This is a genomic window from Enterobacter sp. CGMCC 5087, from assembly GCF_003144775.1.
Classification (GTDB): Bacteria; Pseudomonadota; Gammaproteobacteria; order Enterobacterales; family Enterobacteriaceae; genus Enterobacter; species Enterobacter cloacae_M.
In genome coordinates this window covers 41,233-66,029 of record NZ_QFXN01000153.1, presented here as the reverse complement: position 1 = coordinate 66,029, position 24,797 = coordinate 41,233, and the positions used below count along the sequence as shown (strand labels likewise).

Here is a 24,797-nt window from a genome sequence, read left to right as displayed (position 1 = left end):
TTTTCCGAATCGTTCGCCTACTTTATCACTAATCTTTCCTCTCGCTCTCTTCGTCTTCGGGGACGGATTTGCTGGCGGTCAGCAGGAACGGGGATTGCTGCCAGCGCGAGCGCTTGCCGCGAAGCAGGGTGCGCGCCAGCACAACGCCGATGGCGAGTGAAAGCAGCAGCATCAGGCGCAGAATATTGGTGGTATTATCGACCTGTTTGGCTTCAGTAGGCAGGGTGTGGGTATCGAGGGTCAGGCGCAGATAGCCCAGCGGGCCATTCTTCCCCTGAATAGGTTCGACAATCTGCTGGTTAAAGTAGCCCCCGGCTTTTTTCCCGTCCAGCGCCAGCCTGTCGCGCACGTCGACGTGCTCGCCCGCGCGGGCAATCAGGTTGCCTTGCTCATCATAGACGCCAGCATCAAGAATGCGGCTGTTCTCCGTGAGCAGGCGTAAAACCTGGCCTATCCGCTTATCGTCCGGCGTTTCGGTACGCATGGACGGTGCGACGTTGAGCGTCACCTGGCGCGCCAGCGTGCGGGCCAGCTCTTCAAACTGCGGGTTGCGTTGCCGTTGATGGTTCTGGCTAAACCACGATGCCCCTTGCATCAGCACCACTAGTAGTGCGAGACAGGAAAGGACAATCACGGCGCGATGAAGCCGGAATTTCAGTTTTGCGCGAGCCATATTCCACCTGCTGAAAATTTACGGCTTAATGTTGCCAGAAGTGATGGTTACAGGGTAGCCTCATGCGTTATTTTCCCTCTGCAACCTTCCGGCGCGAACGAAATTACAGGAGCTTTAATGCCGAACATTACCTGGTGTGACCTGCCAACGGATGTCTCTTTATGGCCAGGATTGCCGCTCTCTTTAAGTGGCGATGAGGTGATGCCTCTGGATTACCACGCCGGTCGTAGCGGCTGGCTCCTCTACGGACGCGGTCTGGATAAGCAACGCCTGACCCAGTATCAAAGCAAGCTGGGTGCGGCGATGGTCATCGTCGCCGCCTGGTGCGTGGAAGACTACCAGGTTATTCGCCTGGCGGGTTCCCTGACGCAGCGCGCAACGCGTCTGGCGCATGACGCGGGGCTGGACGTCGCGCCGCTGGGCAAAATTCCGCACCTGAAAACCCCGGGCCTGTTGGTGATGGACATGGACTCTACCGCCATTCAGATCGAGTGTATCGACGAGATTGCGAAGCTGGCGGGCAGCGGGGAGCTGGTGGCGGAAGTTACCGAGCGTGCGATGCGCGGCGAGTTGGATTTCACCGCCAGCCTGAGACAGCGCGTGGCGACCCTGAAAGGCGCTGATGCCAACATTCTGCGCCAGGTGCGCGACGTGCTGCCGCTGATGCCAGGGCTGACGCAGCTGGTGCTGAAGCTACAGTCCCTCGGCTGGAAAGTGGCGATCGCCTCCGGTGGCTTCACCTTCTTCGCGGATTATCTGCGGGAAAAACTGCATCTGACCACCGTGGTGGCCAACGAGCTGGAGATCATGGACGGCAAGCTGACCGGCCAGGTGATCGGTGATATCGTAGATGCCCAGTACAAAGCCAATACGCTGACGCGTCTGGCGGAAAAATATGAAATTCCGGTCGTCCAGACCGTCGCCATCGGCGATGGCGCGAACGACCTGCCGATGATCAAAGCCGCCGGGCTGGGCATTGCCTACCACGCCAAGCCAAAAGTGAATGAAAAGACGGAAGTCACTATCCGTCACGCTGACCTGATGGGGGTGTTCTGCATTCTCTCCGGCAGCCTTAATCAGAAATAACGAGGTAAACCGTGGCGAAAGCTCCAAAACGCGCATTTGTCTGTAATGAATGTGGTGCGGATTATCCGCGCTGGCAGGGGCAATGCAGCGCCTGTCATGCCTGGAACACCATCACCGAAGTGCGTGGTGTGGCGGCTTCGCCGAGCGTGGCGCGCAATGAGCGCCTGAGCGGCTATGCCGGTAACGCGGGCGTGGCGAAGGTGCAAAAACTTTCGGACATCAGCCTCGAAGAGCTGCCGCGCTTCTCCACCGGGTTCAAAGAGTTTGACCGCGTGCTCGGCGGCGGCGTGGTGCCGGGCAGCGCGATCCTGATCGGCGGTAACCCGGGCGCGGGTAAATCGACCCTGCTGCTGCAAACGCTCTGCAAGCTCGCCGAACAGATGAAAACCCTGTACGTCACGGGCGAAGAGTCACTGCAGCAGGTGGCGATGCGCGCGCACCGTCTGGGCCTGCCGACCGGCAACCTGAACATGCTCTCCGAAACCAGCATCGAGCAGATCTGCATGATCGCTGAAGAAGAGCAGCCGAAGCTGATGGTGATCGACTCCATCCAGGTGATGCATATGGCGGACATTCAGTCTTCGCCGGGCAGCGTCGCGCAGGTGCGTGAAACCGCGGCTTACCTGACGCGCTTTGCCAAAACGCGCGGCGTGGCGATTGTGATGGTCGGCCACGTGACCAAAGACGGCTCGCTGGCCGGGCCGAAGGTGCTTGAACACTGTATCGACTGCTCCGTAATGCTCGATGGCGACGCGGATTCCCGCTTCCGCACCCTGCGCAGCCACAAGAACCGCTTTGGTGCGGTGAACGAACTGGGCGTGTTTGCCATGACCGAACAGGGGCTGCGCGAAGTCAGCAACCCCTCGGCCATCTTCCTGAGCCGCGGCGATGAGATCACCTCCGGCAGCTCGGTGATGGTGCTGTGGGAAGGGACACGTCCACTGCTTGTCGAAATTCAGGCGCTGGTGGACGTGTCGATGATGGGCAACCCGCGGCGCGTGGCGGTCGGTCTGGAACAGAACCGTCTGGCGATCCTGCTGGCGGTGCTGCACCGTCACGGCGGGCTGCAGATGGCGGATCAGGACGTCTTCGTTAACGTGGTCGGCGGCGTCAAAGTCACGGAGACCAGCGCAGACCTGGCGCTGCTGCTGGCGATGGTTTCCAGCCTGCGCGACAGACCGCTGCCGCAGGATCTGGTGGTTTTCGGCGAAGTGGGCCTCGCCGGGGAAATCCGTCCGGTACCCAGCGGCCAGGAGCGTATCTCCGAGGCGGCAAAACACGGTTTCCGCCGGGCGATCGTTCCCGCCGCCAACGTGCCGAAAAAGATCCCGGAAGGGATGCAGGTATTTGGCGTGAAAAAACTCGCAGATGCGTTAAATGTCTTTGACGACTTATAATTACGTAAATTTGATTTTGCAGGAGGCACCGTAATTTATGTCATCATTTGACTACATCAAGACCGCAATCCGCCAGAAGGGCTGCACGCTGCAGCAGGTGGCGGACGCCAGCGGCATGACCAAAGGCTACCTGAGCCAGCTGCTGAACGCCAAAATCAAAAGCCCCAGCGCGCAGAAGCTGGAAGCGCTGCACCGCTTTCTGGGGCTGGAGTTCCCGCGTATGCAAAAGAACATCGGCGTGGTGTTCGGCAAGTTTTACCCCCTGCATACCGGACATATCTATCTGATCCAGCGCGCCTGTAGTCAGGTTGACGAGCTGCACATCATCATGGGATATGACGAAACCCGTGACCGTCAGCTGTTTGAAGACAGCGCCATGTCGCAGCAGCCGACCGTACCGGACCGCCTGCGCTGGCTGCTCCAGACCTTTAAGTATCAGAAAAATATTCGTATTCATGCCTTTAACGAAGAGGGCATGGAGCCGTATCCGCACGGCTGGGACGTGTGGAGCAACGGCATCAAAGCGTTTATGGAAGAGAAGGGCATTGCGCCTAACTGGATCTACACCTCTGAAGAGTCCGACGCGCCGCAGTTCCGCGAGCATCTGGGTATCGAGACGGTGCTGATCGACCCGAAACGTACCTTTATGAACATCAGCGGGGCGCAGATCCGCGAAAACCCGTTCCGCTACTGGGATTACATTCCGACCGAAGTGAAGCCGTTCTTCGTGCGTACCGTCGCGATCCTGGGCGGCGAGTCGAGCGGGAAATCGACGCTGGTCAACAAGCTGGCGAACATCTTCAATACCACCAGCGCGTGGGAATACGGCCGCGATTATGTTTTCTCACACCTTGGCGGCGACGAGATGGCGCTGCAGTATTCCGACTACGACAAAATCGCGCTCGGTCATGCCCAGTACATTGATTTTGCGGTCAAATACGCCAACAAAGTGGCGTTTATCGATACCGATTTCGTGACCACGCAGGCGTTCTGTAAAAAATATGAAGGGCGCGAGCACCCGTTCGTGCAGGCGCTGATTGACGAATACCGCTTTGACCTGGTGATCCTGCTGGAGAACAACACCCCGTGGGTCGCTGACGGCATGCGCAGCCTCGGCAGCTCCGTGGACAGACGGGAATTCCAGTCCATGCTGGTGGAGATGCTCAACGAAAACAACGTTGAGTTTGTGCATGTGGAAGAGTCTGACTATGACTCCCGCTTCCTGCGCTGCGTCGAGCTGGTGAAGGAGATGATGGGGGAGCAGGGGTAAGCGTTAACCTCCCTCTCCCTGTGGGAGAGGGCCGGGGTGAGGGCATCAAACCACTCAGAACTCAACCACCACTTTCCCGCGCATATGCCCCTCCAGCACTTTACGGTGCGCCTCGGTAATGCTTTCCACGCTCAGCCCGTGCAGCGTTTCACTCAGCGAACTTTCCACCACGCCGTTATCCACCAGTTTTGCCACCTCATTGAGGATCTCACCCTGACGCGCCATATCCGCGGTCTGGTACATGCTGCGGGTGTACATAAATTCCCAGTGCAGGGCGGCGGATTTGGACTTCAGCTTGTCCTGGTTCAGCGGACGTTCATTCTCAACGATGGAACAGATATGCCCCTGAGGCGCAATCAGGTCGCTGACCGCATCCCAGTGCCCGTCGGTATCGTTGAGGATGAAAATGTAATCCACAAAGGTCAGCCCCTGTTTCGCCAGCTCGCCTTTCAGGTCGCGGTAGTTGACGACAACGTCAGCCCCGCGTTCGCGGCACCAGCGGGCGGAATCTTCTCGCGAAGCGGTTGCGACGATCTTCACCTTGCTGTTGTGCTTCGCAAAGGGGATTGCCAGCGATCCCACGCCGCCCGCACCGCCGATGATCAGCAGCGTTTTATCCGCCCCGGCATCCTGAATGTTCAGGCGTTCAAACAGACCTTCCCACGCGGTGAGCGCGGTCAACGGCAGTGCAGCGGCAGCCGCCCAGCCGAGGCTGGCAGGCTTGTGGCCGACAATGCGCTCATCTATCAGCTGATGAGTGGTATTGCTGCCCGGGCGGGTGATGTCGCCCGCGTACCACACCTCATCACCCGGTTTGAAGCCGGTGACGCCAGCTCCAGCGGCTTTGACGACCCCGCTGGCATCCCACCCCAGAATTCGCGGCTCGTTCAGCCCATTTTTGGCGATGCCTGCATGCACTTTGGTATCAACCGGGTTAATCGATACGGCTTTCACCTCTATCAGCAGATCGTGTTCGCCGGGCGTCGGCATTGGCGGGGTGATTTCAATGAAGGTGGACGGATTTTCTGGGTTAACGGCAATGGCTTTAACTGACATGGTGTGCTCCTCAATGGAATGCGTTTTGTTGAGGCTAGTCTATAAAGTGGACAGCTGCGTGATAAGATGGACAATCATGAACTCAGCGTTCGTACAGGGTGAACAATCATGTTTAAACAGCTGCAGGATATGGCGCTGTTTGCGCTGGTGGCGGAGATGGGCAGTTTTACCGCGGCGGCGCAGAAAGCCGAACTGCCGAAATCCAGCGTCAGCCAGCGGATCAGCCAGCTGGAGCTGCAGGTGGGGATCCGTCTGCTTAATCGCACCACGCGCAGGATCAGCCTGACGTTCGCGGGCGAGCACTATCTGGTGCACTGTCGGGAGATGCTGGCGGCCAGCGAGCGGGCGGAGTATGCCATTCAGCGCCTGCGTGAAAACCCCAGCGGCCGGCTGCGTATTACCTGCCCGGCGGGGATTGGCGCGACCCTGCTGGCGCATATGAATGCCGAGTTTCAGCTTCGCTATCCTGACGTGTCGCTCGATGTATCGATCTCTGACGACGTGGTGGACCTGGTCGAGGCCGGTTTTGACGTAGCGCTGCGCACCGGCAAGCCGCAGGACTCCTCTCTGATAGGCAGAATGATCGGACACTGCCCGCGCTACATGCTGGCCTCGCCGGACTATCTGGCGCGTCGGGATCCGCTGACGCATCCCCGCCAGCTGGTGGAGCACCGCTGCATTACGCACAGGGCGTGGTCGGAGTGGCTTCTGCGAAGCGAGAGCGAGGATTACCGCTACCTGCCGGATAACGCGCACATGACCGATAATCTGGTATACGCCCGCGAGTGTGCGATTGCCGGTGCGGGGATCACGCTCTTACCCGCATTTCTGCTGGAAGATAAAATTGAAAAAGGTGCGCTGGTTCAGGTGCTGCCGGAGTGGAATGTTGAAGGTAACGATCTGTGGCTGGCCTACCCGAGCCGCAAGCTGAATTCGCCTGCGCTGATGAGCTATATCGAGTTTGCGATGCAGTTTGATGAGGTGAAGCGGTATTACGTGGGTGGCTGAGTTTGTGCCGCCTGATGCCCTCACCCTGGCCCTCTCCCACGGGGAGAGGGTACAAACATAAAAAACGGCAACCGAGGTTGCCGTTTTGCTTTTATTTCGCGATACGTTTGTACTTAATACGCTTCGGCTCCAGCGCGTCGGCGCCCAGCGTGCGTTTCTTGTACTCTTCGTATTCGGTGAAGTTACCTTCGAAGAACTCCACTTTACCTTCGTCCTGATAGTCCAGGATGTGGGTCGCGATACGGTCCAGGAACCAGCGGTCGTGCGAGATAACCATCGCGCAGCCCGGGAACTCCAGCAGGGCGTTTTCCAGCGCGCGCAGGGTTTCGATGTCCAGGTCGTTGGTTGGTTCATCGAGCAGCAGAACGTTACCGCCCACCTGCAGCAGCTTCGCCAGGTGCAGACGACCGCGCTCACCGCCGGACAGCTCGCCCACGCGTTTGCCCTGGTCGGTGCCTTTGAAGTTAAAGCGGCCAACATAGGCGCGGCTTGGCATCTCTGTGTTGCCGATACGCATGATATCCAGACCGCCGGAGACTTCTTCCCACACGGTTTTGCTGTTATCCATCGCGTCACGGAACTGGTCAACGGAGGCCAGCTTCACGGTTTCACCCAGGGTGATAGAGCCGCTGTCAGGCTGTTCCTGACCGGACATCATGCGGAACAGGGTCGATTTACCCGCGCCGTTCGGACCGATGATCCCGACGATAGCGCCTTTCGGTACGGAGAAGGTCAGGTCGTCGATCAGCAGACGGTCGCCGTAGGACTTACGCAGGTTGGTAACTTCAACCACTTTATCCCCCAGACGTGCTCCAGGTGGAATAAACAGTTCGTTGGTTTCGTTACGTTTCTGGTATTCGGTGTTGTTCAGCTCTTCAAAGCGTGCCAGGCGGGCTTTGCCCTTAGACTGACGGCCTTTCGCGCCCTGACGAACCCACTCAAGCTCTTTCTCGATAGACTTACGACGCGCCGCTTCCTGAGAAGCTTCCTGTGCCAGACGCTGATCTTTCTGCTCCAGCCAGGAAGAGTAGTTGCCTTCCCAAGGAATACCTTCACCGCGGTCCAGCTCCAGGATCCAGCCAGCGACGTTGTCGAGGAAGTAACGGTCGTGGGTAATCGCCACAACGGTGCCTTCGAAGTCGTGCAGGAAGCGCTCCAGCCACGCCACGGATTCTGCATCCAGGTGGTTAGTCGGTTCGTCGAGCAGCAGCATGTCTGGTTTTTCCAGCAGCAGGCGGCACAGCGCCACGCGGCGGCGTTCACCCCCGGAGAGGTTCGCGATTTTCGCATCCCAGTCCGGCAGACGCAGGGCATCAGCCGCGCGCTCCAGCTGCACGTTCAGGTTGTGACCGTCGTGCGCCTGGATGATCTCTTCATACTTGCCCTGCTGTGCGGCCAGCTTGTCGAAGTCCGCATCCGGCTCGGCGTATTTGGCATACACTTCATCCAGACCTTTCAGCGCGTTAACCACTTCGGATACCGCTTCTTCAACGGATTCGCGAACGGTGTGTTCCGGGTTCAGTTGAGGTTCCTGCGGCAGGTAACCAATCTTGATGCCAGGCTGCGGACGGGCTTCACCTTCGATGTCTGTATCAATGCCGGCCATGATGCGCAGCAGGGTGGACTTACCGGCACCGTTGAGACCCAGAACACCGATTTTTGCGCCCGGGAAGAAGCTCAGCGAGATATTTTTAAGAATATGACGTTTCGGCGGGACAACTTTGCCGACACGATGCATGGTATAAACGAATTGAGCCACGTTGGACTTCGCCTCTTTTATCGTAATGAGAAGGAATTTCAGCCTCGAAGTGTAGCCTTTTTCACGTCCTAATCCCAGCCAGGAACGTCGGGAGTGTTAAAACGCGCAAGAAAGGTAAAAAAGTGTCCATGACGTGGCGCGTTGAAGGATGCCTGGTTAGCATAAGTTAATTAGACTTTGACGTGGCAAGACGCTGCAATTGACGAAAAAACAATGAGGAAGAGCTTGTGGAAAAAGCCAAACGGGTGGTCTGGCGTCTGCTGGCTGCCAGCGTATGCGTAATGGCGGTAAGCCAGGCGGTGCATGCCGATTCACTGGATGAACAACGTAACCGCTACGCCCAGATTAAACAGGCGTGGGACAACAAGCAGATGGATACCGTGCAGGCGCTGATGCCGACGCTAAAGGATTATCCGCTGTATCCGTATCTGGAGTACCGCCAGATAACCGACGATCTCATGAACCAACCCACCGTCACCGTGAATAACTTCATTCAGGCGAACCCGACCCTGCCGCCTGCCCGAAATCTCCAGTCTCGCTTTGTGAATGAGCTGGCGCGTCGCGAAGACTGGCGCGGCCTGCTGGCGTTTAGCCCTGAAAAGCCGAACGCCACCGAAGCCCAGTGTAACTATTACTACGCGAAATGGGCGACCGGCCAGCAGGAAGAGGCCTGGGCCGGGGCGAAAGAGCTCTGGCTGACCGGAAAAAACCAGCCAAACGCCTGTGATTCCCTGTTTAGCGCGTGGCGCGCTTCCGGCAAGCAGGATCCGCTGTCCTACCTTGAGCGCATCCGTCTGGCGATGAAAGCCGGTAACACGCGTCTGGTGACCACGCTGGCGGGGCAGATGCCGTCCGATTACCAGACGATCTCTACCGCGGTTATCGGGCTTGCAAACGATCCCAACAGCGTGCTGACCTTTGCCCGCAGTACGGGCGCGACCGATTTTACCCGCCAGATGGCGGCGGTGGCCTTTGCCAGCGTGGCGCGTGACGATGTGGAAAACGCGCGGCTGATGATCCCGCAGCTGGTGCAGGCGCAGCAGCTCAATGAGGAGCAAACCCAGGAGCTGCGCGACATTGTGGCGTGGCGACTGATGGGCACCGATGTGACCGATGAACAGGCGCGCTGGCGTGACGATGCGATTATGCGTTCGAACTCCACCTCTCTGGTGGAACGCCGCGTGCGCATGGCGCTGGGCACGGGCGATCGTCGCGGGCTCAATACCTGGCTCGCGCGTTTGCCAATGGAGGCCAAAGAGAAAGACGAATGGCGCTACTGGCAGGCCGATCTGCTGATGGAGCGCGGCCGTGATGATGAAGCCAAAGAGATCCTCCATACGCTGATGCAGCAGCGCGGGTTTTACCCAATGGCTGCCGCGCAGCGTCTGGGCGAGGAATACACCTTCCGTATAGATAAAGCGCCTGCCAACGCGAACCCGGCGCTGACGCAGGGGCCAGAAATGGCGCGCGTTCGCGAGCTGATGTACTGGAATATGGATAACACCGCGCGCAGCGAGTGGGCGAATCTGGTGACCAGCCGCACCACCGACGAGAAAGCCCAGCTTGCCCGCTATGCGTTTGATAATCACTGGTGGGATCTCAGCGTGCAGGCGACGATCGCCGGCAAGCTTTGGGATCATCTGGAAGAGCGTTTCCCGCTGGCGTACAAAGATCTGTTCGATCGCTACACCAGCGGCAAAGATATCCCGCAAAGCTACGCGATGGCGATTGCCCGTCAGGAGAGCGCCTGGAACCCGAAAGTCCGCTCCCCGGTGGGCGCCAGCGGCCTGATGCAGATTATGCCAGGCACGGCGACGCACACGGTGAAGATGTTTAATATTCCGGGGTACAGCAGTCCGTCGCAGCTTCTGGATCCGGATACCAACATCAATATCGGTACCAGCTATCTCCAGTACGTGTATCAGCAGTTCGGCAATAACCGCATCTTCTCTTCGGCGGCGTATAACGCGGGGCCAGGACGCGTGCGCACCTGGCTCGGCAACAGCGCCGGACGCATCGACGCGGTAGCGTTTGTGGAGAGCATCCCGTTCTCGGAAACGCGCGGCTACGTGAAGAACGTGCTGGCCTATGACGCTTACTATCGCTACTTCATGGGGCAGAAAGATACCCTGATGAGCGATGCCGAGTGGCAGAGACGTTACTGATCGGCGTGGGTTGTGTTATGCTGTACTCGCTAAAGAGTACAAGAGGCAGCATAACATGACCCAGCATTCCCCGTATTCCTCGGCAATGGCCGAACAACGTCATCTGGAGTGGCTTCGTTTTGTGGAGCTGCTGCGTCAGTCTTACGAACAGGATCTGCATTTACCCCTGATGCAGCTGATGCTCACGCCGGACGAGCGTGAGGCGCTGGGCACGCGCGTGCGCATCATTGAAGAGCTGCTGCGCGGAGAAATGAGCCAGCGCGAGCTGAAAAATGAGCTCGGCGCGGGCATCGCAACGATTACCCGCGGATCGAACAGCCTGAAGTCGGCACCCGTTGAGCTGCGCCAGTGGCTGGAAGCGGTATTGCTGAAAAATACCTAACGATAAATCGCGTTATGGAACGGGCTCAACGCCAGGATCACCGCCTGATGATAAACGCCTGAACGCGTCAGCGCGCCTGCGGTAAAGACGCCAATCGCCCCTTCTTTACGGCCAATCTCATCAATGCCGGTGTACTGCGACATCACCGGCCCGAGCGCTTCACCCGCGCGGACTTTTTCCAGAATAATCTCCGGCAGCGGCAGGGTGGCTGAACGCGCTTCACCGCGCTGTTCACGGCTTTCGATCACCACCCAGCTAAAGGTTGCGCCTTCGTCGATACCGGCTTCAATTGCCACCCAAAAGTCCGCATCCGGTGCCGCAGCCCTGGCATTTGCCACGCGGTTTCGTGCGCCAGCGCGCGTTTCCTCGCTGCCAAACGGCTGTTCAGGAACGCCACTCTCGACGCCGATGGCCTCAATATGGCAGGATCCTGCGCCGAAGATCTCTTCAAATGCCCTTAGAATTGCCTGAATTTTGGCAGGATTAGTGGTAGCAGAGACAACATGGTGCATAATTAAGCTCGATTCAAAAAACTCATCGCAGTATAACGGAAAAAAAGCATGTTACAGGTATACCTTGTTCGCCACGGTGAAACGCAGTGGAACGCCGAGCGACGTATTCAAGGCCAGTCAGACAGTCCTCTTACAGAGAAGGGCGTGCAGCAAGCGTGGCAGGTGGCAGAACGCGCCCGAACGCTGGGCATTACCCACGTCATTACCAGCGATTTAGGTCGCACACAGCAGACGGCGCGCATCATTGCAGACGCCTGCGGCTGTGACGTCATGCTGGAGCCGCGCCTGCGCGAGCTGGATATGGGCGTGCTGGAAAAACGCCATATCGATACGCTGACGGAAGCGGAGGAGGGCTGGCGCCGCACGCTGGTGAACGGTACCGAAGATGGCCGTATTCCTGAGGGCGAATCCATGCAGGAGCTCAGCGTACGCATGCATGCCGCCCTGGCGGAATGCCTGAAGCTGCCGGCGGGAAGCCGTCCGCTGCTGGTGAGTCACGGGATTGCGTTGGGTTGCCTGGTGAGCACCATTCTGGGATTACCGGCTTACGCTGAGCGCCGTTTGCGTCTGCGTAACTGCTCCATTTCCCGAATTGATTATCAGGAAAGCGCGTGGCTGGCGTCAGGTTGGGTCGTGGAGATGGCAGGGGACATTTCGCATCTCGATGCCCCTGCGCTTGACGAACTGCAGCGTTAACGACGTATTGGAATCAAAAATTCCATACGCAGATTGATTGGGCCTTCTTCCGGTTTGGCATCCTGCGCCGGGTAGTAGCGCTCAATGTCCTGACCTTTACGGCGATTCAGATTCAGCATCGGCATGCAGGTTCCGTAAACGGTCAGGATAAATTCCTGAACCCCCGTTCCCAGCCCTTCATAGGCGAACATCACGTATTCGCCGCCTTCCAGCACGACAGGCTTCGAACCCTGAATATACCCATTGGCCATCTCTGGCGTCAGCGCGGTGGTGTAGAACACCTCCTGCTCGTCGTCTTTTTCCTGGCTTGGATGCGTTTCGTTGAGGCCATACAGGATAGGCGGGATCGCCGGCGCGTGGCTCAGGAAGTCGCGCCAGAACTGGACGCGCATCTGATGTCGGAACTCGGAAATCTGCTCCAGTGAACAGGAGTAGCTCTGCGTTGTGCCGATCAGATGGGTTTCCGGCAGTGTAATAATGTCGTACTTCGGCATTGCGAACTCGCCCAGACGCAGCGGCGGACGCATGCCAAACGAGCTCCAGTCAGGCGAGCGACGATAAAGCGCTGGCGTCAACAAGAACTGTTTTTTAAAGGCGCGGGTGAAGGTCTGCTGTGAATCGAAACGATATTGCAGGGCAATATCCAGAATCGGCCGCGCGGTCAGGCGCAAAGCCACAGCAGATTTTGATAAACGACGTGCGCGAATATAGGCCCCGATAGCATGACCGGTGACATCCTTGAACATCCTTTGCAGATGCCACTTGGAATAGCCTGCTTTAGCCGCCACATTATCCAGTGACAAAGGCTGGTCGAGATGACCTTCCAGCCAGGTGAGCAGGTCGCGAATAATTCCAGCCTGATCCATATACTATCCTCATCCTTAAAACAGCAGGTGCCTGATAACAGGTTAGCGGATAATAGCATTTTTTGATGTTTTAGCATTCAGTGTTTTTTTTGCGCATTCATGCTTTTTCTAGCACATTACAGGCAGATATATTCTAATCCTGTGATCTTGCTACATTTTTGTCTAAAGTGTTGAATAATCGTTCAGTGTAATTTTAAAGAATGGTAACAATATGAAATACAAGACTTTGATCTTCACCGCGTTGATGCTGATGGTTGGGCGCGTGGCGCAGGCAGAACAGATTGGCTCCGTCGATACCGTGTTCAAAATGTTCGGCCCGGACCACAAAATCGTGGTGGAGGCGTTTGACGATCCGGACGTGAAAAACGTCACCTGCTACGTCAGCCGCGCGAAAACGGGCGGTATCAAAGGCGGGCTGGGACTGGCGGAAGATACCTCCGATGCGGCGATTTCTTGTCAGCAGGTGGGCCCGGTTGAATTGAGCGACAAAATTAAAAACGGCAAAGCGCAGGGCGACGTGGTATTCCAGAAACGGACCTCGCTGGTGTTCAAAAAGCTGCAGGTTGTGCGTTTCTACGATGCCAAACGCAATACGCTGGCCTACCTGGCCTATTCTGACAAAGTGGTGGAAGGGTCACCGAAAAACGCGATCAGCGCGGTGCCGATTATGCCCTGGCGGGAATAAAAAAAACGGCGCATAAGCGCCGTTTTTTAATGCATTAACTGCGGGATTATTCCTGTAAATCGCCGCAGAAACGGTACCCTTCGCCGTGAATGGTGGCGATGATTTCCGGCGTATCTGGCGTAGATTCGAAATGCTTACGAATACGACGGATGGTCACGTCTACGGTACGGTCGTGCGGCTTCAGCTCACGGCCGGTCATTTTCTTCAGCAGTTCTGCACGGGACTGAATTTTTCCCGGGTTTTCGCAGAAGTGCAGCATCGCGCGGAATTCACTGCGCGGCAGTTTATACTGCTCACCGTTCGGGCTAATCAACGAACGGCTATTGATATCAAGTTCCCAGCCGTTGAATTTGTAGCTGTCTACGCTACGACGCTCTTCGCTGACCGTACCCAGGTTCATGGTGCGGGACAGCAGGTTGCGTGCACGAATGGTTAACTCGCGAGGATTGAACGGCTTGGTGATGTAGTCATCCGCACCGATTTCCAGGCCAAGAATTTTATCAACTTCGTTATCACGGCCCGTCAGGAACATTAACGCGACGTTCGCCTGCTCGCGCAGTTCGCGCGCCAGAAGAAGACCGTTTTTGCCCGGCAGGTTAATATCCATGATCACCAGGTTGATATCATTTTCAGAAAGGATCTGATGCATCTCTGCGCCATCGGTCGCTTCAAAGACATCGTAGCCTTCTGCTTCGAAAATGCTCTTTAACGTGTTGCGTGTTACCAACTCGTCTTCAACGATAAGAATGTGCGGGGTCTGCATGTTTGCTACCTAAATTGCCAACTAAATCGAAACAGGAAGTACAAAAGTCCCTGACCTGCCTGATGCATGTCGCAAATTAACATGATCGGCTTAACGTGACTAAAGTACGTAATTGCGTTCTTGATGCACTTTCCATCAACGTCAACAACATCATTAGCTTGGTCTTGGGTACTTTCCCTTTGGACCCGACAGTGTCAAAAACGGCTGTCATCCTAACCATTTTAACAGCAACATAACAGGCTAAGTGACACCAGACACCCAATAAAACTACGCTTCGTTGACATATATCAAGTTCAATTGTAGCACGTTAACAGTTTGATGAAATCATCGTAGCGGAATGCTAGCCTTTGTCACAATTTTTCAATAAACCAACTAGTTGCGGACATTGATTTATAAACGAAGCGAATCCAATCAGAATAGGGTATTCATATTGCTATTATCATTATAAAACATAGGGATAATAGTGTTCTGTTAACATTCTAACTGATTGTTCAGACAAGGAATAGTTTAGCGTTTTTAATTTGTTATGAAACGCTATTTCGGTGATTTGTGTTGCAATTTTGTAAATTCGCGCTGCGTAATATGTTGAAGTGCATCACATTTTTACCCGCTAACTGATTAAAAAGAGAGCATAAATGCATCTGTCGATTGTACTGGTTGCCCCAGCCAGAGCCGAAAATATAGGCGCTGCCGCGCGTGCCATGAAGACCATGGGGTTCACCGATTTACGTATCGTGGACAGCACTGCCCACCTGGAGCCTGCAGCTCGTTGGGTCGCGCACGGATCGGGCGATATCCTCGATAATATAACCACTTACGCTACGCTTGCTGATGCGCTGCACGACATTTCGTTTACCGTTGCGACCACCGCGCGCAGCCGTGCGAAGTTCCATTACTATGCCACGCCAGCGGAGCTGGTGCCGATGCTGAGTGAGAAAAGCCAGTGGCTGGATAAAGCCGCCCTGGTGTTTGGTCGCGAAGATTCAGGATTAACCAACGAAGAGCTGGAGCTGGCGGACGTTCTTACCGGTGCGCCGATGGTCGCCGATTATCCCTCCCTGAATTTAGGCCAGGCGGTCATGGTCTACTGCTATCAATTAGCCTCCCTAATACAAATCCCCCAACCTCCGGCAGAAGGGGCAAATGAAAATCAGCTGGCTGCGCTGCGCGCTCGCGTTGAGCAACTCTTGTCTCAGCTGGGGGTAGCGGACGATCAGAAAATGGCTGACTGGCTGCAGCAGCGTTTGGGCCGTCTTGAGCAGCGGGACACCGCAATGCTGCACCGTTTGCTGCACGATATTGAAAAAAAATTGGCGGAGTAAAATCCTGTCATAAGTTTTTACTATGGCGAATAAGTCTGTCCAGAAGGGTTGCTATTGGGCGAATCGGATGAAAATAAATCTGCAAACAGCGGGACGTGAGAGTCTCCCGAATTGTGATCAAATTAAAAATTCGTTGACTTAAGGTGCTCGATCCTTTAACCCTAAAAGAATACAGGACAGACAGATAATAATGACAGAGTACACAACATCCATGAAACGCATCAGCATCACCACCATTACCACAACCATCATCATTACCACAGGTAACGATGCGGGCTGACGCGTACAGGAAAAACAAAAAAAAGCCCGCACCTGAACAGTGCGGGCTTTTTTTTCGGCTAAAGGAAACGAGGTAGAACCATGCGAGTGTTGAAGTTCGGCGGTACATCAGTGGCAAATGCAGAACGTTTTCTGCGTGTTGCCGATATCCTGGAAAGCAACGCCAGGCAGGGGCAGGTTGCTACCGTGCTCTCTGCCCCGGCAAAAATCACGAACCATCTGGTGGCGATGATTGAAAAAACCATCGGTGGCCAGGATGCACTCCCGAACATCAGCGACGCAGAACGTATCTTCGCTGATTTATTGCAAGGGCTGGCAGAGGCGCTGCCTGGCTTCCCGCACGCTCAGCTGAAGTCCTTCGTTGAGCAGGAATTCGCGCAAATCAAACATGTCCTGCACGGCATCAGCCTTCTCGGCCAGTGCCCGGACAGCGTCAACGCGGCGCTGATCTGCCGGGGCGAAAAACTCTCTATCGCCATCATGGCCGGCGTGCTGGAAGCGCGCGGTCATAGCGTGACCGTAATCGATCCGGTTGAAAAACTGCTGGCGGTGGGCCACTGCCTCGAATCCACCGTTGATATCGCCGAATCAACCCGCCGTATCGCCGCCAGCAAAATTCCGTCTGACCATATGATCCTGATGGCAGGCTTCACAGCCGGTAACGAGAAGGGTGAGCTGGTGGTGCTGGGCCGTAACGGCTCTGACTACTCCGCCGCCGTGTTGGCCGCCTGTTTACGTGCGGACTGTTGTGAAATCTGGACTGACGTCGACGGCGTCTATACCTGCGACCCGCGCCAGGTACCCGATGCCAGACTGCTGAAGTCGATGTCGTACCAGGAAGCGATGGAGCTTTCCTACTTCGGCGCCAAAGTGCTTCACCCGCGTACCATCTCCCCGATTGCTCAGTTCCAGATCCCTTGCCTGATTAAAAACACCGGTAACCCACAGGCGCCGGGTACGCTGATTGGCGCGAGTACTGATGAGGACGGTCTGCCGGTGAAAGGTATCTCCAACCTCAACAACATGGCGATGTTCAGCGTCTCCGGTCCGGGGATGAAGGGGATGGTCGGCATGGCGGCGCGCGTCTTTGCGGCTATGTCCCGCAACGGTATCTCGGTGGTGCTGATTACCCAGTCTTCTTCCGAATACAGCATCAGCTTCTGCGTGCCGCAGGCTGACTGCCTGCGCGCCCGTCGCGCGCTGGAGGAGGAGTTCTATCTGGAACTCAAAGAAGAGCTGCTGGAGCCGCTCGCCATTCAGGAACGCCTGGCGATTATCTCCGTGGTCGGCGACGGCATGCGCACGCTGCGCGGTATTTCCGCCAAGTTCTTTGCCGCGCTGGCGCGCGCCAATATCAATATCGTGGCGATTGCCCAGGGCTCGTCAGAACGATCAATTTCTGTTGTCGTGGACAACGATGACGCCACCACCGGCGTACGCGTGGTTCACCAGATGCTGTTCAACACCGATCAGGTTATCGAGCTGTTCCTGATTGGCGTCGGCGGGGTGGGCGGCGCGCTGCTGGAGCAGGTGAAGCGTCAGCAGGAGTGGCTGAAGAAGAAACATATCGATCTGCGCGTCTGCGGGATTGCCAACTCCAGAGCGTTGCTGACCAATGTGCATGGCCTTAACCTGGAAAACTGGCAGGCCGAGATGAGCGAGGCGAAAGAGCCGTTCAACCTGGGCCGCCTGATCCGTCTGGTGAAAGAGTATCATCTGCTTAACCCGGTGATCGTCGACTGTACCTCGAACCAGGCGGTGGCCGACCAGTACGCCGACTTCCTGCGCGAAGGGTTCCACGTGGTGACGCCGAACAAAAAGGCCAACACCTCGTCGATGGATTACTATCACCAGCTGCGTCTGGCGGCGAGCAAGTCGCGCCGCAAGTTCCTGTACGACACCAACGTGGGTGCCGGCCTGCCGGTTATCGAGAACCTGCAGAACCTGCTGAACGCGGGCGACGAACTGCAGCGTTTCTCCGGCATTCTCTCCGGCTCGCTGTCGTTTATCTTCGGCAAGCTGGATGAGGGGATGAGCCTGTCGGAAGCCACCCGCGCCGCGCGCGAGCTGGGCTATACCGAGCCGGATCCGCGTGACGACCTTTCCGGTATGGACGTGGCGCGCAAGCTGCTGATCCTCGCCCGTGAAACGGGCCGTGAACTTGAGCTTTCCGATATCGTGATTGAACCCGTGCTGCCGGCAGAATTTGACAGCAGCGGTGATGTCGCTGCATTCATGGCAAATTTGTCGCAGCTTGACGACGCTTTTGCCGCTCGCGTTGCGAAAGCCCGTGATGAAGGTAAGGTATTGCGCTATGTTGGCAACATTGAAGAAGATGGCGTGTGCCGGGTGAAGATTGCCGAAGTGGATGGCAACGACCCGCTGTACAAAGTCAAAAACGGCGAAAACGCCCTCGCGTTTTACAGCCACTATTATCAGCCACTGCCGCTGGTGCTTCGCGGCTATGGCGCAGGGAACGATGTTACGGCGGCGGGTGTGTTTGCCGATCTGCTGCGTACCCTGTCATGGAAGTTAGGAGTTTAACATGGTCAAAGTTTATGCCCCGGCTTCCAGCGCGAATATGAGCGTCGGATTTGACGTGCTGGGTGCGGCGGTGACGCCGGTGGATGGTTCGCTGCTGGGCGATACGGTCACGGTGGAAGCGGCAGACAGCTTCAGCCTGAACAACGTGGGCCGCTTCGCCAGCAAACTGCCGTCCGACCCGCGTGAGAACATCGTCTATCAGTGCTGGGAACGCTTCTGTCAGGAGATCGGTAAAAACGTGCCGGTCGCTATGACGCTGGAAAAAAGTATGCCGATTGGCTCGGGGCTGGGTTCCAGCGCCTGTTCGGTGGTCGCTGCGCTGGTGGCCATGAATGAGCACTGCGGCAAGCCGCTGAACAACAACCGCCTGCTGGGCTTAATGGGCGAGCTGGAAGGGCGCATCTCCGGCAGCATTCACTATGACAACGTGGCACCGTGCTTCCTCGGCGGCATGCAGCTGATGATCGAAGAAAATGGCATCATCAGCCAGCAGGTGCCAGGGTTTGATGAGTGGCTGTGGGTGCTGGCCTATCCGGGCATTAAGGTCTCTACCGCGGAAGCGCGTGCGATCCTGCCCGCGCAGTATCGTCGTCAGGACTGTATCGCCCACGGGCGTCATCTGGCGGGCTTTATCCACGCCTGCTACACCCGTCAGCCGCAGCTGGCGGCGAAGCTGATGAAGGACGTCATTGCCGAGCCGTACCGCACGAAGCTGCTGCCGGGCTTTAACGAGGCGCGACAGGCATCCATGGATATCGGCGCGCAGGCGTGCGGCATCTCCGGCTCCGGCCCGACGCTGTTCGCCCTGTGCGACAAGCCTGACACCGCGCAGCGCGTGGCGGACTGGCTCTCTAAACACTACCTGCAAAATCAGGAAGGCTTTGTTCATATTTGCCGTCTGGACACGGCTGGCGCACGAGTACTGGGATAATTAATGAAACTCTATAACCTTAAAGATCATAACGAGCAGGTCAGCTTCGCGCAGGCGGTAACTCAGGGGCTGGGCAAAAACCAGGGGCTATTCTTCCCGCATGACCTGCCGGAATTCCAGCTGACCGAGATTGATGACCTGCTGAAGCAGGATTTTGTCACCCGCAGCACCAAAATTCTGTCTGCGTTTATCGGCGACGAAATCCCGCAGGAGCTGCTGGAAGAGCGCGTGCGTGCGGCGTTCGCTTTCCCGGCGCCGGTTAAGCAGGTTGAGCCTGACGTTGGCTGCCTGGAGCTGTTCCACGGCCCGACGCTGGCGTTTAAAGACTTCGGCGGCCGCTTTATGGCGCAGATGCTGACCCACATCAGCGGCGACAAGCCAGTGACCATCCTGACCGCAACCTCCGGCGATACCGGCGCGGCGGTGGCACACGCGTTCTACGGCCTGAAAAACGTCCGCGTGGTGATCCTCTATCCGAAAGGCAAAATCAGCCCGCTGCAGGAGAAACTGTTCTGCACCCTCGGCGGCAACATTGAAACCGTGGCAATTGACGGCGATTTCGATGCCTGCCAGGCGCTGGTCAAGCAGGCCTTCGACGACGAAGAGCTGAAGGTAGCTCTGGGTCTTAACTCTGCGAACTCCATCAACATCAGCCGTCTGCTGGCGCAGATTTGCTACTACTTCGAAGCGGTGGCGCAGCTGCCGCAGGAAGCGCGCAACCAGCTGGTGATCTCCGTGCCGAGCGGTAACTTCGGTGACCTGACGGCAGGGCTGCTGGCAAAATCCCTGGGTCTGCCGGTGAAACGCTTTATCGCCGCGACCAACGCCAACGACACCGTGCCGCGTTTCCTGAAAGACGGGAAGTGGGCGCCGAACGCCACGCAGGCGACCCTCTCCAATGCGATGGATGTGTCTCAGCCGAACAACTGGCCGCGTGTGGAAGAGCTGTTCCGCCGTAAGATCTGGCGCCTGGGCGACCTGGGCTATGCCGCGGTGACGGATGAAACTACCAAATCCACCATGCGCGAGCTGAAGGCGGTGGGATATACCTCTGAACCGCACGCGGCGATTGCCTACCGCGCGCTGCGCGACCAGCTTAACCCGGGTGAATATGGCCTGTTCCTGGGCACCGCGCATCCGGCGAAGTTCAAAGAGAGCGTGGAGGCAATCCTGGGCGAAACGCTGCCGCTGCCGAAAGAGCTGGCCGAGCGCGCCGACCTGCCTCTGCTGTCCCATGAACTGCCGGCAGACTTTGCCGCGCTGCGTAAGCTGATGATGACCCGCGCGTGATTGTGTTGCCCGGTGGCGGCTACGCCTTACCGGGCCTACAATGACCACGACGACCTAATCGTAGGCCGGGTAAGCGCAGCGCCACCCGGCTTTTTTATGGAGAAATTAAGGAGAGAAAAAGCAGGAAAAAAGCAGAAATTCCCAATAAATGCGGTCACTTAGCGTTTAGGATTGCAGAGAATAACATCCCCCGTTCCCCTCGCGTAATCTCCTTACATCGGCCCACGTTGGGCAAGAAGAATAAGGAGTCACCTGTGTCTACACTGAAACCTGCACTCATCGCGCTTTCACTGGTGCTGGCCGCCCCCATGGCGGTTCAGGCATCTGAAATTACCCTCGTACCGGCGGTTAAACTGCAGATTGGCGACCAGGATAACAACGGTCATTACTGGGACGGCGGCCGCTGGCGCGACCACGACTGGTGGAAGGCGCATTATGACTGGCGTGATAACCACTGGCGTCCACATGATGAGCATCGTAAACACGACGATCGTCACGATGACCATCACCACGATGACCACCGCGACGATCGCGGCCCGGACTGGAAACACCATTAATGCAAAACCCCGCCAGCTGGCGGGGTTTGTTTTACTGCTCGTGGCGCTTAAACACCAGCTCGCCTTTCCCTGACGCTTCTTCGTCAAAGAAATAGCCTTCGCTGTTGAAGGCGGTCAGCTGCTCCGGCTTCGTCAGGCGGTTCTGGATGATGTAGCGGCTCATCAGGCCGCGCGCTTTCTTGGCGTAGAAGCTGATCACCTTGAACTTACCGTTCTTCTCGTCGAGGAATACCGGTTTGATAATCTCCGCATCCAGCTTTTTCGGCTTCACCGACTTGTAGTATTCATCGGATGCCAGGTTTATCACCACGTTATCGCCCTGGGCGTGCAGCGCCGCGTTCAGCTTGTCGGTAATGATATCGCCCCAGAAATGGTACAGATCTTTGCCTTTGGCATTTTCCAGGCGAATCCCCATCTCCAGACGATACGGCTGCATCAGATCCAGCGGGCGCAGTACGCCGTACAGTCCCGACAGCATGCGCAGATGCTGCTGGGCAAAATCGAAATCGGCTTCGCTAAAATCTTCCGCCTGCAGGCCGGTGTAGACATCACCTTTAAACGCCAGAATCGCCTGGCGAGCGTTCGCCGGGGTGAAATCCGGGTGCCACTCGTGAAAGCGGGTCGCGTTAAGATCGGCCAGCTTGTCGCTGATGCTCATCAGCGAGGCGATTTGCGGCGCAGAGAGTTTACGCGCTTCGCGGATCAGCTGTTGCGAGTAGTCCAGCAGTTCAGGCTGGGTATAGCGCTCGGTGGCGAGCGGGCTCTGGTAGTCGAGCGTTTTTGCAGGTGAAATCAGAATCAGCATATCCAGTCCTTGCAGGAAATTTAGAGCGACTTTAGCAAAAAATCGCCCTGAATTGATCGATAGCTGTTATTGCCGCGGCAAATCATCCCACGTGCCGGGGGCAAGCTGCACCTTAACGTCGGGATAGCGGGCGGGATCAAATACCGGCGGAACGCCGAGTTTGCGCTGACGCAGATAGTCTTTGGCAATCAGGGTCACAACGGGTGAGAGCAGCAGGATAGCGGTGAGGTTCGTGATCGCCATCAGCGCCATAATGATATCGGCCAGCTGCCAGACCAGCGGCATACTGAGGAAGGAGCCAGCGATGATCATCAGAATGACCGCGAGACGCAGGGTTCCGATTGCGGCGCGGGAGTCGAGTTTCAGGAAAATAAGGTTATTTTCGGCGTAGAGGTAATTCACCACAATCGAACTGAAGGCAAACAGCACCAGGACGAGCGAGACAAATCCTGCTCCCCAGCCGCCGGTCAGGTTCACCAGCGCCTGCTGGAGAAGCTGTATCCCGGCGGTACCAGAAGAATGCGGGACGGGGCCTGCCAGCAGCAAAATCATGGCGCTGGCGGAGCAGATGATAATGGTATCGGTAAAGACGCCAATCATCTGCACAATGCCCTGTGCCGCCGGGTGTGGCGGCCAGGAAGAGGCGGCAGCGGCCGCGTTGGGGGTTGACCCCATTCCGGCTTCATTGGAGAACATGCCCCGCTGAAAACCCGCCATCAGCGCCTGGCTGAAGGTGTAGCCCAGCGCCCCGGAGGCCACCTCGCGCCAGCCAAAAGCGCTTTTGACGATGGTTGCAATCACGCCCGGCACCTGGTCGATATGCAGTGCGGCGACGAACAGGCTCGCGACAACCCAAAGCAGCGCCATAACGGGAACCAGCCACTGCATCAGGCGGGCGATGCCCCTGAGACCGGCTGAAATGGTGAGCAAAACGACGAGGGCTAACACGATACCGGCGATCCACTCCGGGCAGGAGAAGGCATAGCGCAGGGCATTGGCGACAGAATTTGCCTGGACGGTATTAAAAATAAGGCCGTACGCGAGCAGTAAAAAAAGCGAGAACAGAACGCCCATCCAGCGCATCCCTAAGCCACGCGCCATGTACCAGGCAGGACCGCCGCGAAACTGGCCGTTTTTATCTTTCTCTTTATACAGCTGGGCGAGCGAACTTTCCGCAAAGGAGGTGGCCATCCCGAGTAGCGCCGTTACCCACATCCAGAAGACCGCGCCTGGCCCACCGGCGCTGATGGCCAGCGCAACGCCCGCCAGATTCCCGCTGCCGAGGCGTGCCGCCAGGCTGGTACAGAGTGCCTGGAACGACGTTAATCCGCCCGGCTGGGGCGTAACGCTGTTTTTCAGACTTCTGCCAAACTTGCGAATATAACGAAACTGGATAAACCCACTGCGTAGCGTAAACCAAATACCTGCTCCCAGAAGCAGGTAAATCATTATCGAACCCCACAGGACTTCGTTAATAAAGAAAAAGAAATCAGGCATTAACGTCCCTCTTGTTGATGCCAAAGTGAATATGTAAGCGCTACCACTGATTGGGCATGCTGTTGCTTAGCAGCCTGTTAATCTTCCGAGTTTACCATACTCTACCTAAGCGCACTGTCTGCGGTTGCGCTGCCTCTCACTCGTGTTATCATCAGGGCAGACCGGTTACATCCCCCTAACAAGTAAACCTGTCATTTTTCCGCTGCAGGCATGCTGTCGGTAGCGTGAATTATCCAGGGCACGTTAAAAGAGAAACACTATCATGACGGATAAATTGACCTCCCTTCGTCAGTTCACCACTGTCGTAGCTGACACCGGAGATATCGCGGCAATGAAGCTGTACCAGCCGCAGGATGCCACAACCAACCCTTCTCTGATCCTTAACGCCGCACAGATCCCTGAGTATCGCAAACTGATTGACGACGCAGTGACCTGGGCGAAAGCGCAGAGCAATGACCGCGCGCAGCAGGTTGTGGACGCTACCGACAAGCTGGCAGTGAACATCGGTCTGGAAATCCTGAAACTGGTTCCTGGCCGTATCTCTACCGAAGTGGATGCACGTCTCTCCTACGACACCGAAGCGTCTATCGCGAAAGCGAAACGTCTGATCAAAATGTACAACGACGCTGGCATCAGCAACGACCGTATCCTGATCAAACTGGCTTCTACCTGGCAGGGTATCCGCGCGGCAGAGCAGCTGGAAAAAGACGGTATCAACTGTAACCTGACCCTGCTGTTCTCCTTCGCGCAGGCGCGTGCATGTGCAGAAGCAGGCGTATACCTGATTTCTCCGTTCGTGGGCCGTATTCTGGACTGGTACAAAGCCAACACTGATAAGAAAGAGTACGCGCCGGCTGAAGATCCAGGCGTGGTTTCTGTTACTGAAATCTACGAATACTACAAACAGCATGGCTATGAGACCGTGGTTATGGGCGCAAGCTTCCGTAACGTCGGTGAAATCATCGAGCTGGCTGGCTGTGACCGCCTGACCATCGCTCCTGCACTGCTGAAAGAGCTGGCAGAAAGCGAAGGTACCATCGAGCGTAAGCTGTCTTACACCGGTGAAGTGAAAGCTCGCCCAGAGCGCATCACCGAATCCGAGTTCCTGTGGCAGCACAACCAGGATCCAATGGCTGTAGACAAGCTGGCGGACGGTATCCGTAAGTTTGCTGTTGACCAGGGCAAACTGGAAAAAATGATCGGCGACCTGCTGTAATCATTCTGCGTGACCGGGTTCCCGGTCACGCGACTTCT

At 56.7% G+C, this 24,797-nt stretch carries 24 protein-coding genes and 1 other annotated feature; of the genes, 16 read left to right on the top strand and 8 right to left on the bottom strand.

Features of this window, described 5'->3' with window-relative positions:
- Positions 1–28: 28 nt before the first annotated feature.
- The gene (locus DEO48_RS15040; RefSeq protein WP_109845606.1) at positions 29–673 is read right to left on the bottom strand and encodes a YtjB family periplasmic protein; all 645 of its coding nucleotides are present in this window, start codon (positions 671–673) and stop codon (positions 29–31) included.
- A gap of 117 nt (positions 674–790) precedes the next feature.
- Between DEO48_RS15040 and serB the strand changes: the two genes are divergently transcribed.
- From serB to nadR, 3 genes are read left to right on the top strand one after another with little or no spacing between them, the layout of a single operon-like run.
- Positions 791–1,759 carry a phosphoserine phosphatase gene (gene serB, locus DEO48_RS15035; protein WP_025757501.1) on the top strand — a complete coding sequence of 323 codons (969 nt, stop codon included), beginning with the start codon at positions 791–793 and terminating at the stop codon, positions 1,757–1,759.
- An 11-nt stretch (positions 1,760–1,770) separates the two neighbouring features.
- Positions 1,771–3,156: a DNA repair protein RadA gene (gene radA, locus DEO48_RS15030; RefSeq protein ID WP_014068810.1), complete on the top strand. Its 1,386-nt coding sequence runs from the start codon at positions 1,771–1,773 to the stop codon at positions 3,154–3,156.
- A 37-nt stretch (positions 3,157–3,193) separates the two neighbouring features.
- Complete coding sequence (gene nadR / locus DEO48_RS15025) at positions 3,194–4,426, top strand: multifunctional transcriptional regulator/nicotinamide-nucleotide adenylyltransferase/ribosylnicotinamide kinase NadR (RefSeq protein WP_006810194.1); 1,233 nt, start codon at positions 3,194–3,196, stop codon at positions 4,424–4,426.
- A gap of 54 nt (positions 4,427–4,480) precedes the next feature.
- Here the strand turns inward: nadR and DEO48_RS15020 are convergent, their stop codons facing one another.
- Positions 4,481–5,482 carry a zinc-binding alcohol dehydrogenase family protein gene (locus tag DEO48_RS15020; protein WP_109845605.1) on the bottom strand — a complete coding sequence of 334 codons (1,002 nt, stop codon included), beginning with the start codon at positions 5,480–5,482 and terminating at the stop codon, positions 4,481–4,483.
- 108 nt (positions 5,483–5,590) lie between these two features.
- Here DEO48_RS15020 and DEO48_RS15015 point away from each other — a divergent pair, with 108 nt between their 5' ends.
- The gene (locus DEO48_RS15015; RefSeq protein WP_109845604.1) at positions 5,591–6,490 is read left to right on the top strand and encodes a LysR family transcriptional regulator; all 900 of its coding nucleotides are present in this window, start codon (positions 5,591–5,593) and stop codon (positions 6,488–6,490) included.
- 91 nt (positions 6,491–6,581) lie between these two features.
- Here DEO48_RS15015 and ettA read toward each other — a convergent pair whose 3' ends face one another.
- A complete protein-coding gene (gene ettA / locus DEO48_RS15010) occupies positions 6,582–8,249 on the bottom strand; it encodes an energy-dependent translational throttle protein EttA (protein WP_006810191.1) in 1,668 nt (555 codons plus the stop codon).
- A gap of 227 nt (positions 8,250–8,476) precedes the next feature.
- Here ettA and sltY point away from each other — a divergent pair, with 227 nt between their 5' ends.
- On the top strand, positions 8,477–10,414 hold the full coding sequence (gene sltY, locus DEO48_RS15000) for a murein transglycosylase (protein WP_023310329.1): 1,938 nt from the start codon (positions 8,477–8,479) through the stop codon (positions 10,412–10,414).
- 55 nt (positions 10,415–10,469) lie between these two features.
- Positions 10,470–10,796: a trp operon repressor gene (gene trpR, locus DEO48_RS14995; protein ID WP_109845603.1), complete on the top strand. Its 327-nt coding sequence runs from the start codon at positions 10,470–10,472 to the stop codon at positions 10,794–10,796.
- Here trpR and yjjX read toward each other — a convergent pair.
- The gene (yjjX, locus tag DEO48_RS14990; RefSeq protein ID WP_048961786.1) at positions 10,793–11,308 is read right to left on the bottom strand and encodes an inosine/xanthosine triphosphatase; all 516 of its coding nucleotides are present in this window, start codon (positions 11,306–11,308) and stop codon (positions 10,793–10,795) included. The genes trpR and yjjX overlap by 4 nt on opposite strands.
- A 48-nt stretch (positions 11,309–11,356) precedes the next feature.
- Here yjjX and gpmB point away from each other — a divergent pair, with 48 nt between their 5' ends.
- Positions 11,357–12,004 carry a 2,3-diphosphoglycerate-dependent phosphoglycerate mutase GpmB gene (gpmB, locus tag DEO48_RS14985; protein ID WP_023310332.1) on the top strand — a complete coding sequence of 216 codons (648 nt, stop codon included), beginning with the start codon at positions 11,357–11,359 and terminating at the stop codon, positions 12,002–12,004.
- On the opposite strand, the gene robA is transcribed toward gpmB, so the two are convergent.
- The gene (gene robA, locus DEO48_RS14980; protein WP_109845602.1) at positions 12,001–12,870 is read right to left on the bottom strand and encodes an MDR efflux pump AcrAB transcriptional activator RobA; all 870 of its coding nucleotides are present in this window, start codon (positions 12,868–12,870) and stop codon (positions 12,001–12,003) included. The two genes, gpmB and robA, sit on opposite strands and share 4 nt — an antisense overlap.
- A gap of 211 nt (positions 12,871–13,081) precedes the next feature.
- Here robA and creA point away from each other — a divergent pair, with 211 nt between their 5' ends.
- Positions 13,082–13,555 carry a protein CreA gene (gene creA, locus DEO48_RS14975; RefSeq protein WP_032660778.1) on the top strand — a complete coding sequence of 158 codons (474 nt, stop codon included), beginning with the start codon at positions 13,082–13,084 and terminating at the stop codon, positions 13,553–13,555.
- 46 nt (positions 13,556–13,601) lie between these two features.
- On the opposite strand, the gene arcA is transcribed toward creA, so the two are convergent.
- A complete protein-coding gene (gene arcA / locus DEO48_RS14970) occupies positions 13,602–14,318 on the bottom strand; it encodes a two-component system response regulator ArcA (RefSeq protein ID WP_003856501.1) in 717 nt (238 codons plus the stop codon).
- A 95-nt stretch (positions 14,319–14,413) separates the two neighbouring features.
- Between arcA and yjjY the strand changes: the two genes are divergently transcribed.
- The 7 genes from yjjY to DEO48_RS14935 all read left to right on the top strand — a co-directional run bounded on the left by yjjY (position 14,414) and on the right by DEO48_RS14935 (position 21,241).
- Positions 14,414–14,554: a protein YjjY gene (gene yjjY, locus DEO48_RS14965; protein ID WP_085928893.1), complete on the top strand. Its 141-nt coding sequence runs from the start codon at positions 14,414–14,416 to the stop codon at positions 14,552–14,554.
- A 399-nt stretch (positions 14,555–14,953) separates the two neighbouring features.
- Positions 14,954–15,640 (top strand): tRNA/rRNA methyltransferase, encoded by a 687-nt coding sequence (locus DEO48_RS14960; protein ID WP_029740855.1) that lies wholly within the window; start codon positions 14,954–14,956, stop codon positions 15,638–15,640.
- Positions 15,641–15,851: 211 nt separating this feature from the next.
- On the top strand, positions 15,852–15,920 hold the full coding sequence (gene thrL, locus DEO48_RS14955; RefSeq protein ID WP_015572623.1) for a thr operon leader peptide: 69 nt from the start codon (positions 15,852–15,854) through the stop codon (positions 15,918–15,920).
- Positions 15,859–15,976: a sequence feature (Thr leader region), on the top strand. Its footprint overlaps the gene before it by 62 nt.
- A gap of 24 nt (positions 15,977–16,000) precedes the next feature.
- The gene (thrA, locus tag DEO48_RS14950; RefSeq protein WP_109845601.1) at positions 16,001–18,463 is read left to right on the top strand and encodes a bifunctional aspartate kinase/homoserine dehydrogenase I; all 2,463 of its coding nucleotides are present in this window, start codon (positions 16,001–16,003) and stop codon (positions 18,461–18,463) included.
- Position 18,464: 1 nt separating this feature from the next.
- Positions 18,465–19,394 carry a homoserine kinase gene (gene thrB, locus DEO48_RS14945; protein WP_023310337.1) on the top strand — a complete coding sequence of 310 codons (930 nt, stop codon included), beginning with the start codon at positions 18,465–18,467 and terminating at the stop codon, positions 19,392–19,394.
- Between the two features lie 3 nt (positions 19,395–19,397).
- Positions 19,398–20,684, top strand: coding sequence for a threonine synthase (thrC, locus tag DEO48_RS14940; RefSeq protein WP_109845600.1), 1,287 nt, complete (start codon positions 19,398–19,400; stop codon positions 20,682–20,684).
- Between the two features lie 254 nt (positions 20,685–20,938).
- Positions 20,939–21,241 carry a DUF2502 domain-containing protein gene (locus tag DEO48_RS14935; protein WP_023310339.1) on the top strand — a complete coding sequence of 101 codons (303 nt, stop codon included), beginning with the start codon at positions 20,939–20,941 and terminating at the stop codon, positions 21,239–21,241.
- Between the two features lie 31 nt (positions 21,242–21,272).
- Here the strand turns inward: DEO48_RS14935 and yaaA are convergent, their stop codons facing one another.
- The gene (yaaA, locus tag DEO48_RS14930; protein ID WP_045355099.1) at positions 21,273–22,046 is read right to left on the bottom strand and encodes a peroxide stress protein YaaA; all 774 of its coding nucleotides are present in this window, start codon (positions 22,044–22,046) and stop codon (positions 21,273–21,275) included.
- A 66-nt stretch (positions 22,047–22,112) separates the two neighbouring features.
- Complete coding sequence (locus DEO48_RS14925) at positions 22,113–23,543, bottom strand: sodium:alanine symporter family protein (protein ID WP_109845599.1); 1,431 nt, start codon at positions 23,541–23,543, stop codon at positions 22,113–22,115.
- A gap of 262 nt (positions 23,544–23,805) precedes the next feature.
- Here DEO48_RS14925 and tal point away from each other — a divergent pair, with 262 nt between their 5' ends.
- Entirely contained in the window at positions 23,806–24,759 is a 954-nt protein-coding gene (gene tal, locus DEO48_RS14920) for a transaldolase (protein ID WP_023310342.1), read from the top strand.
- Positions 24,760–24,797: the final 38 nt, after the last annotated feature.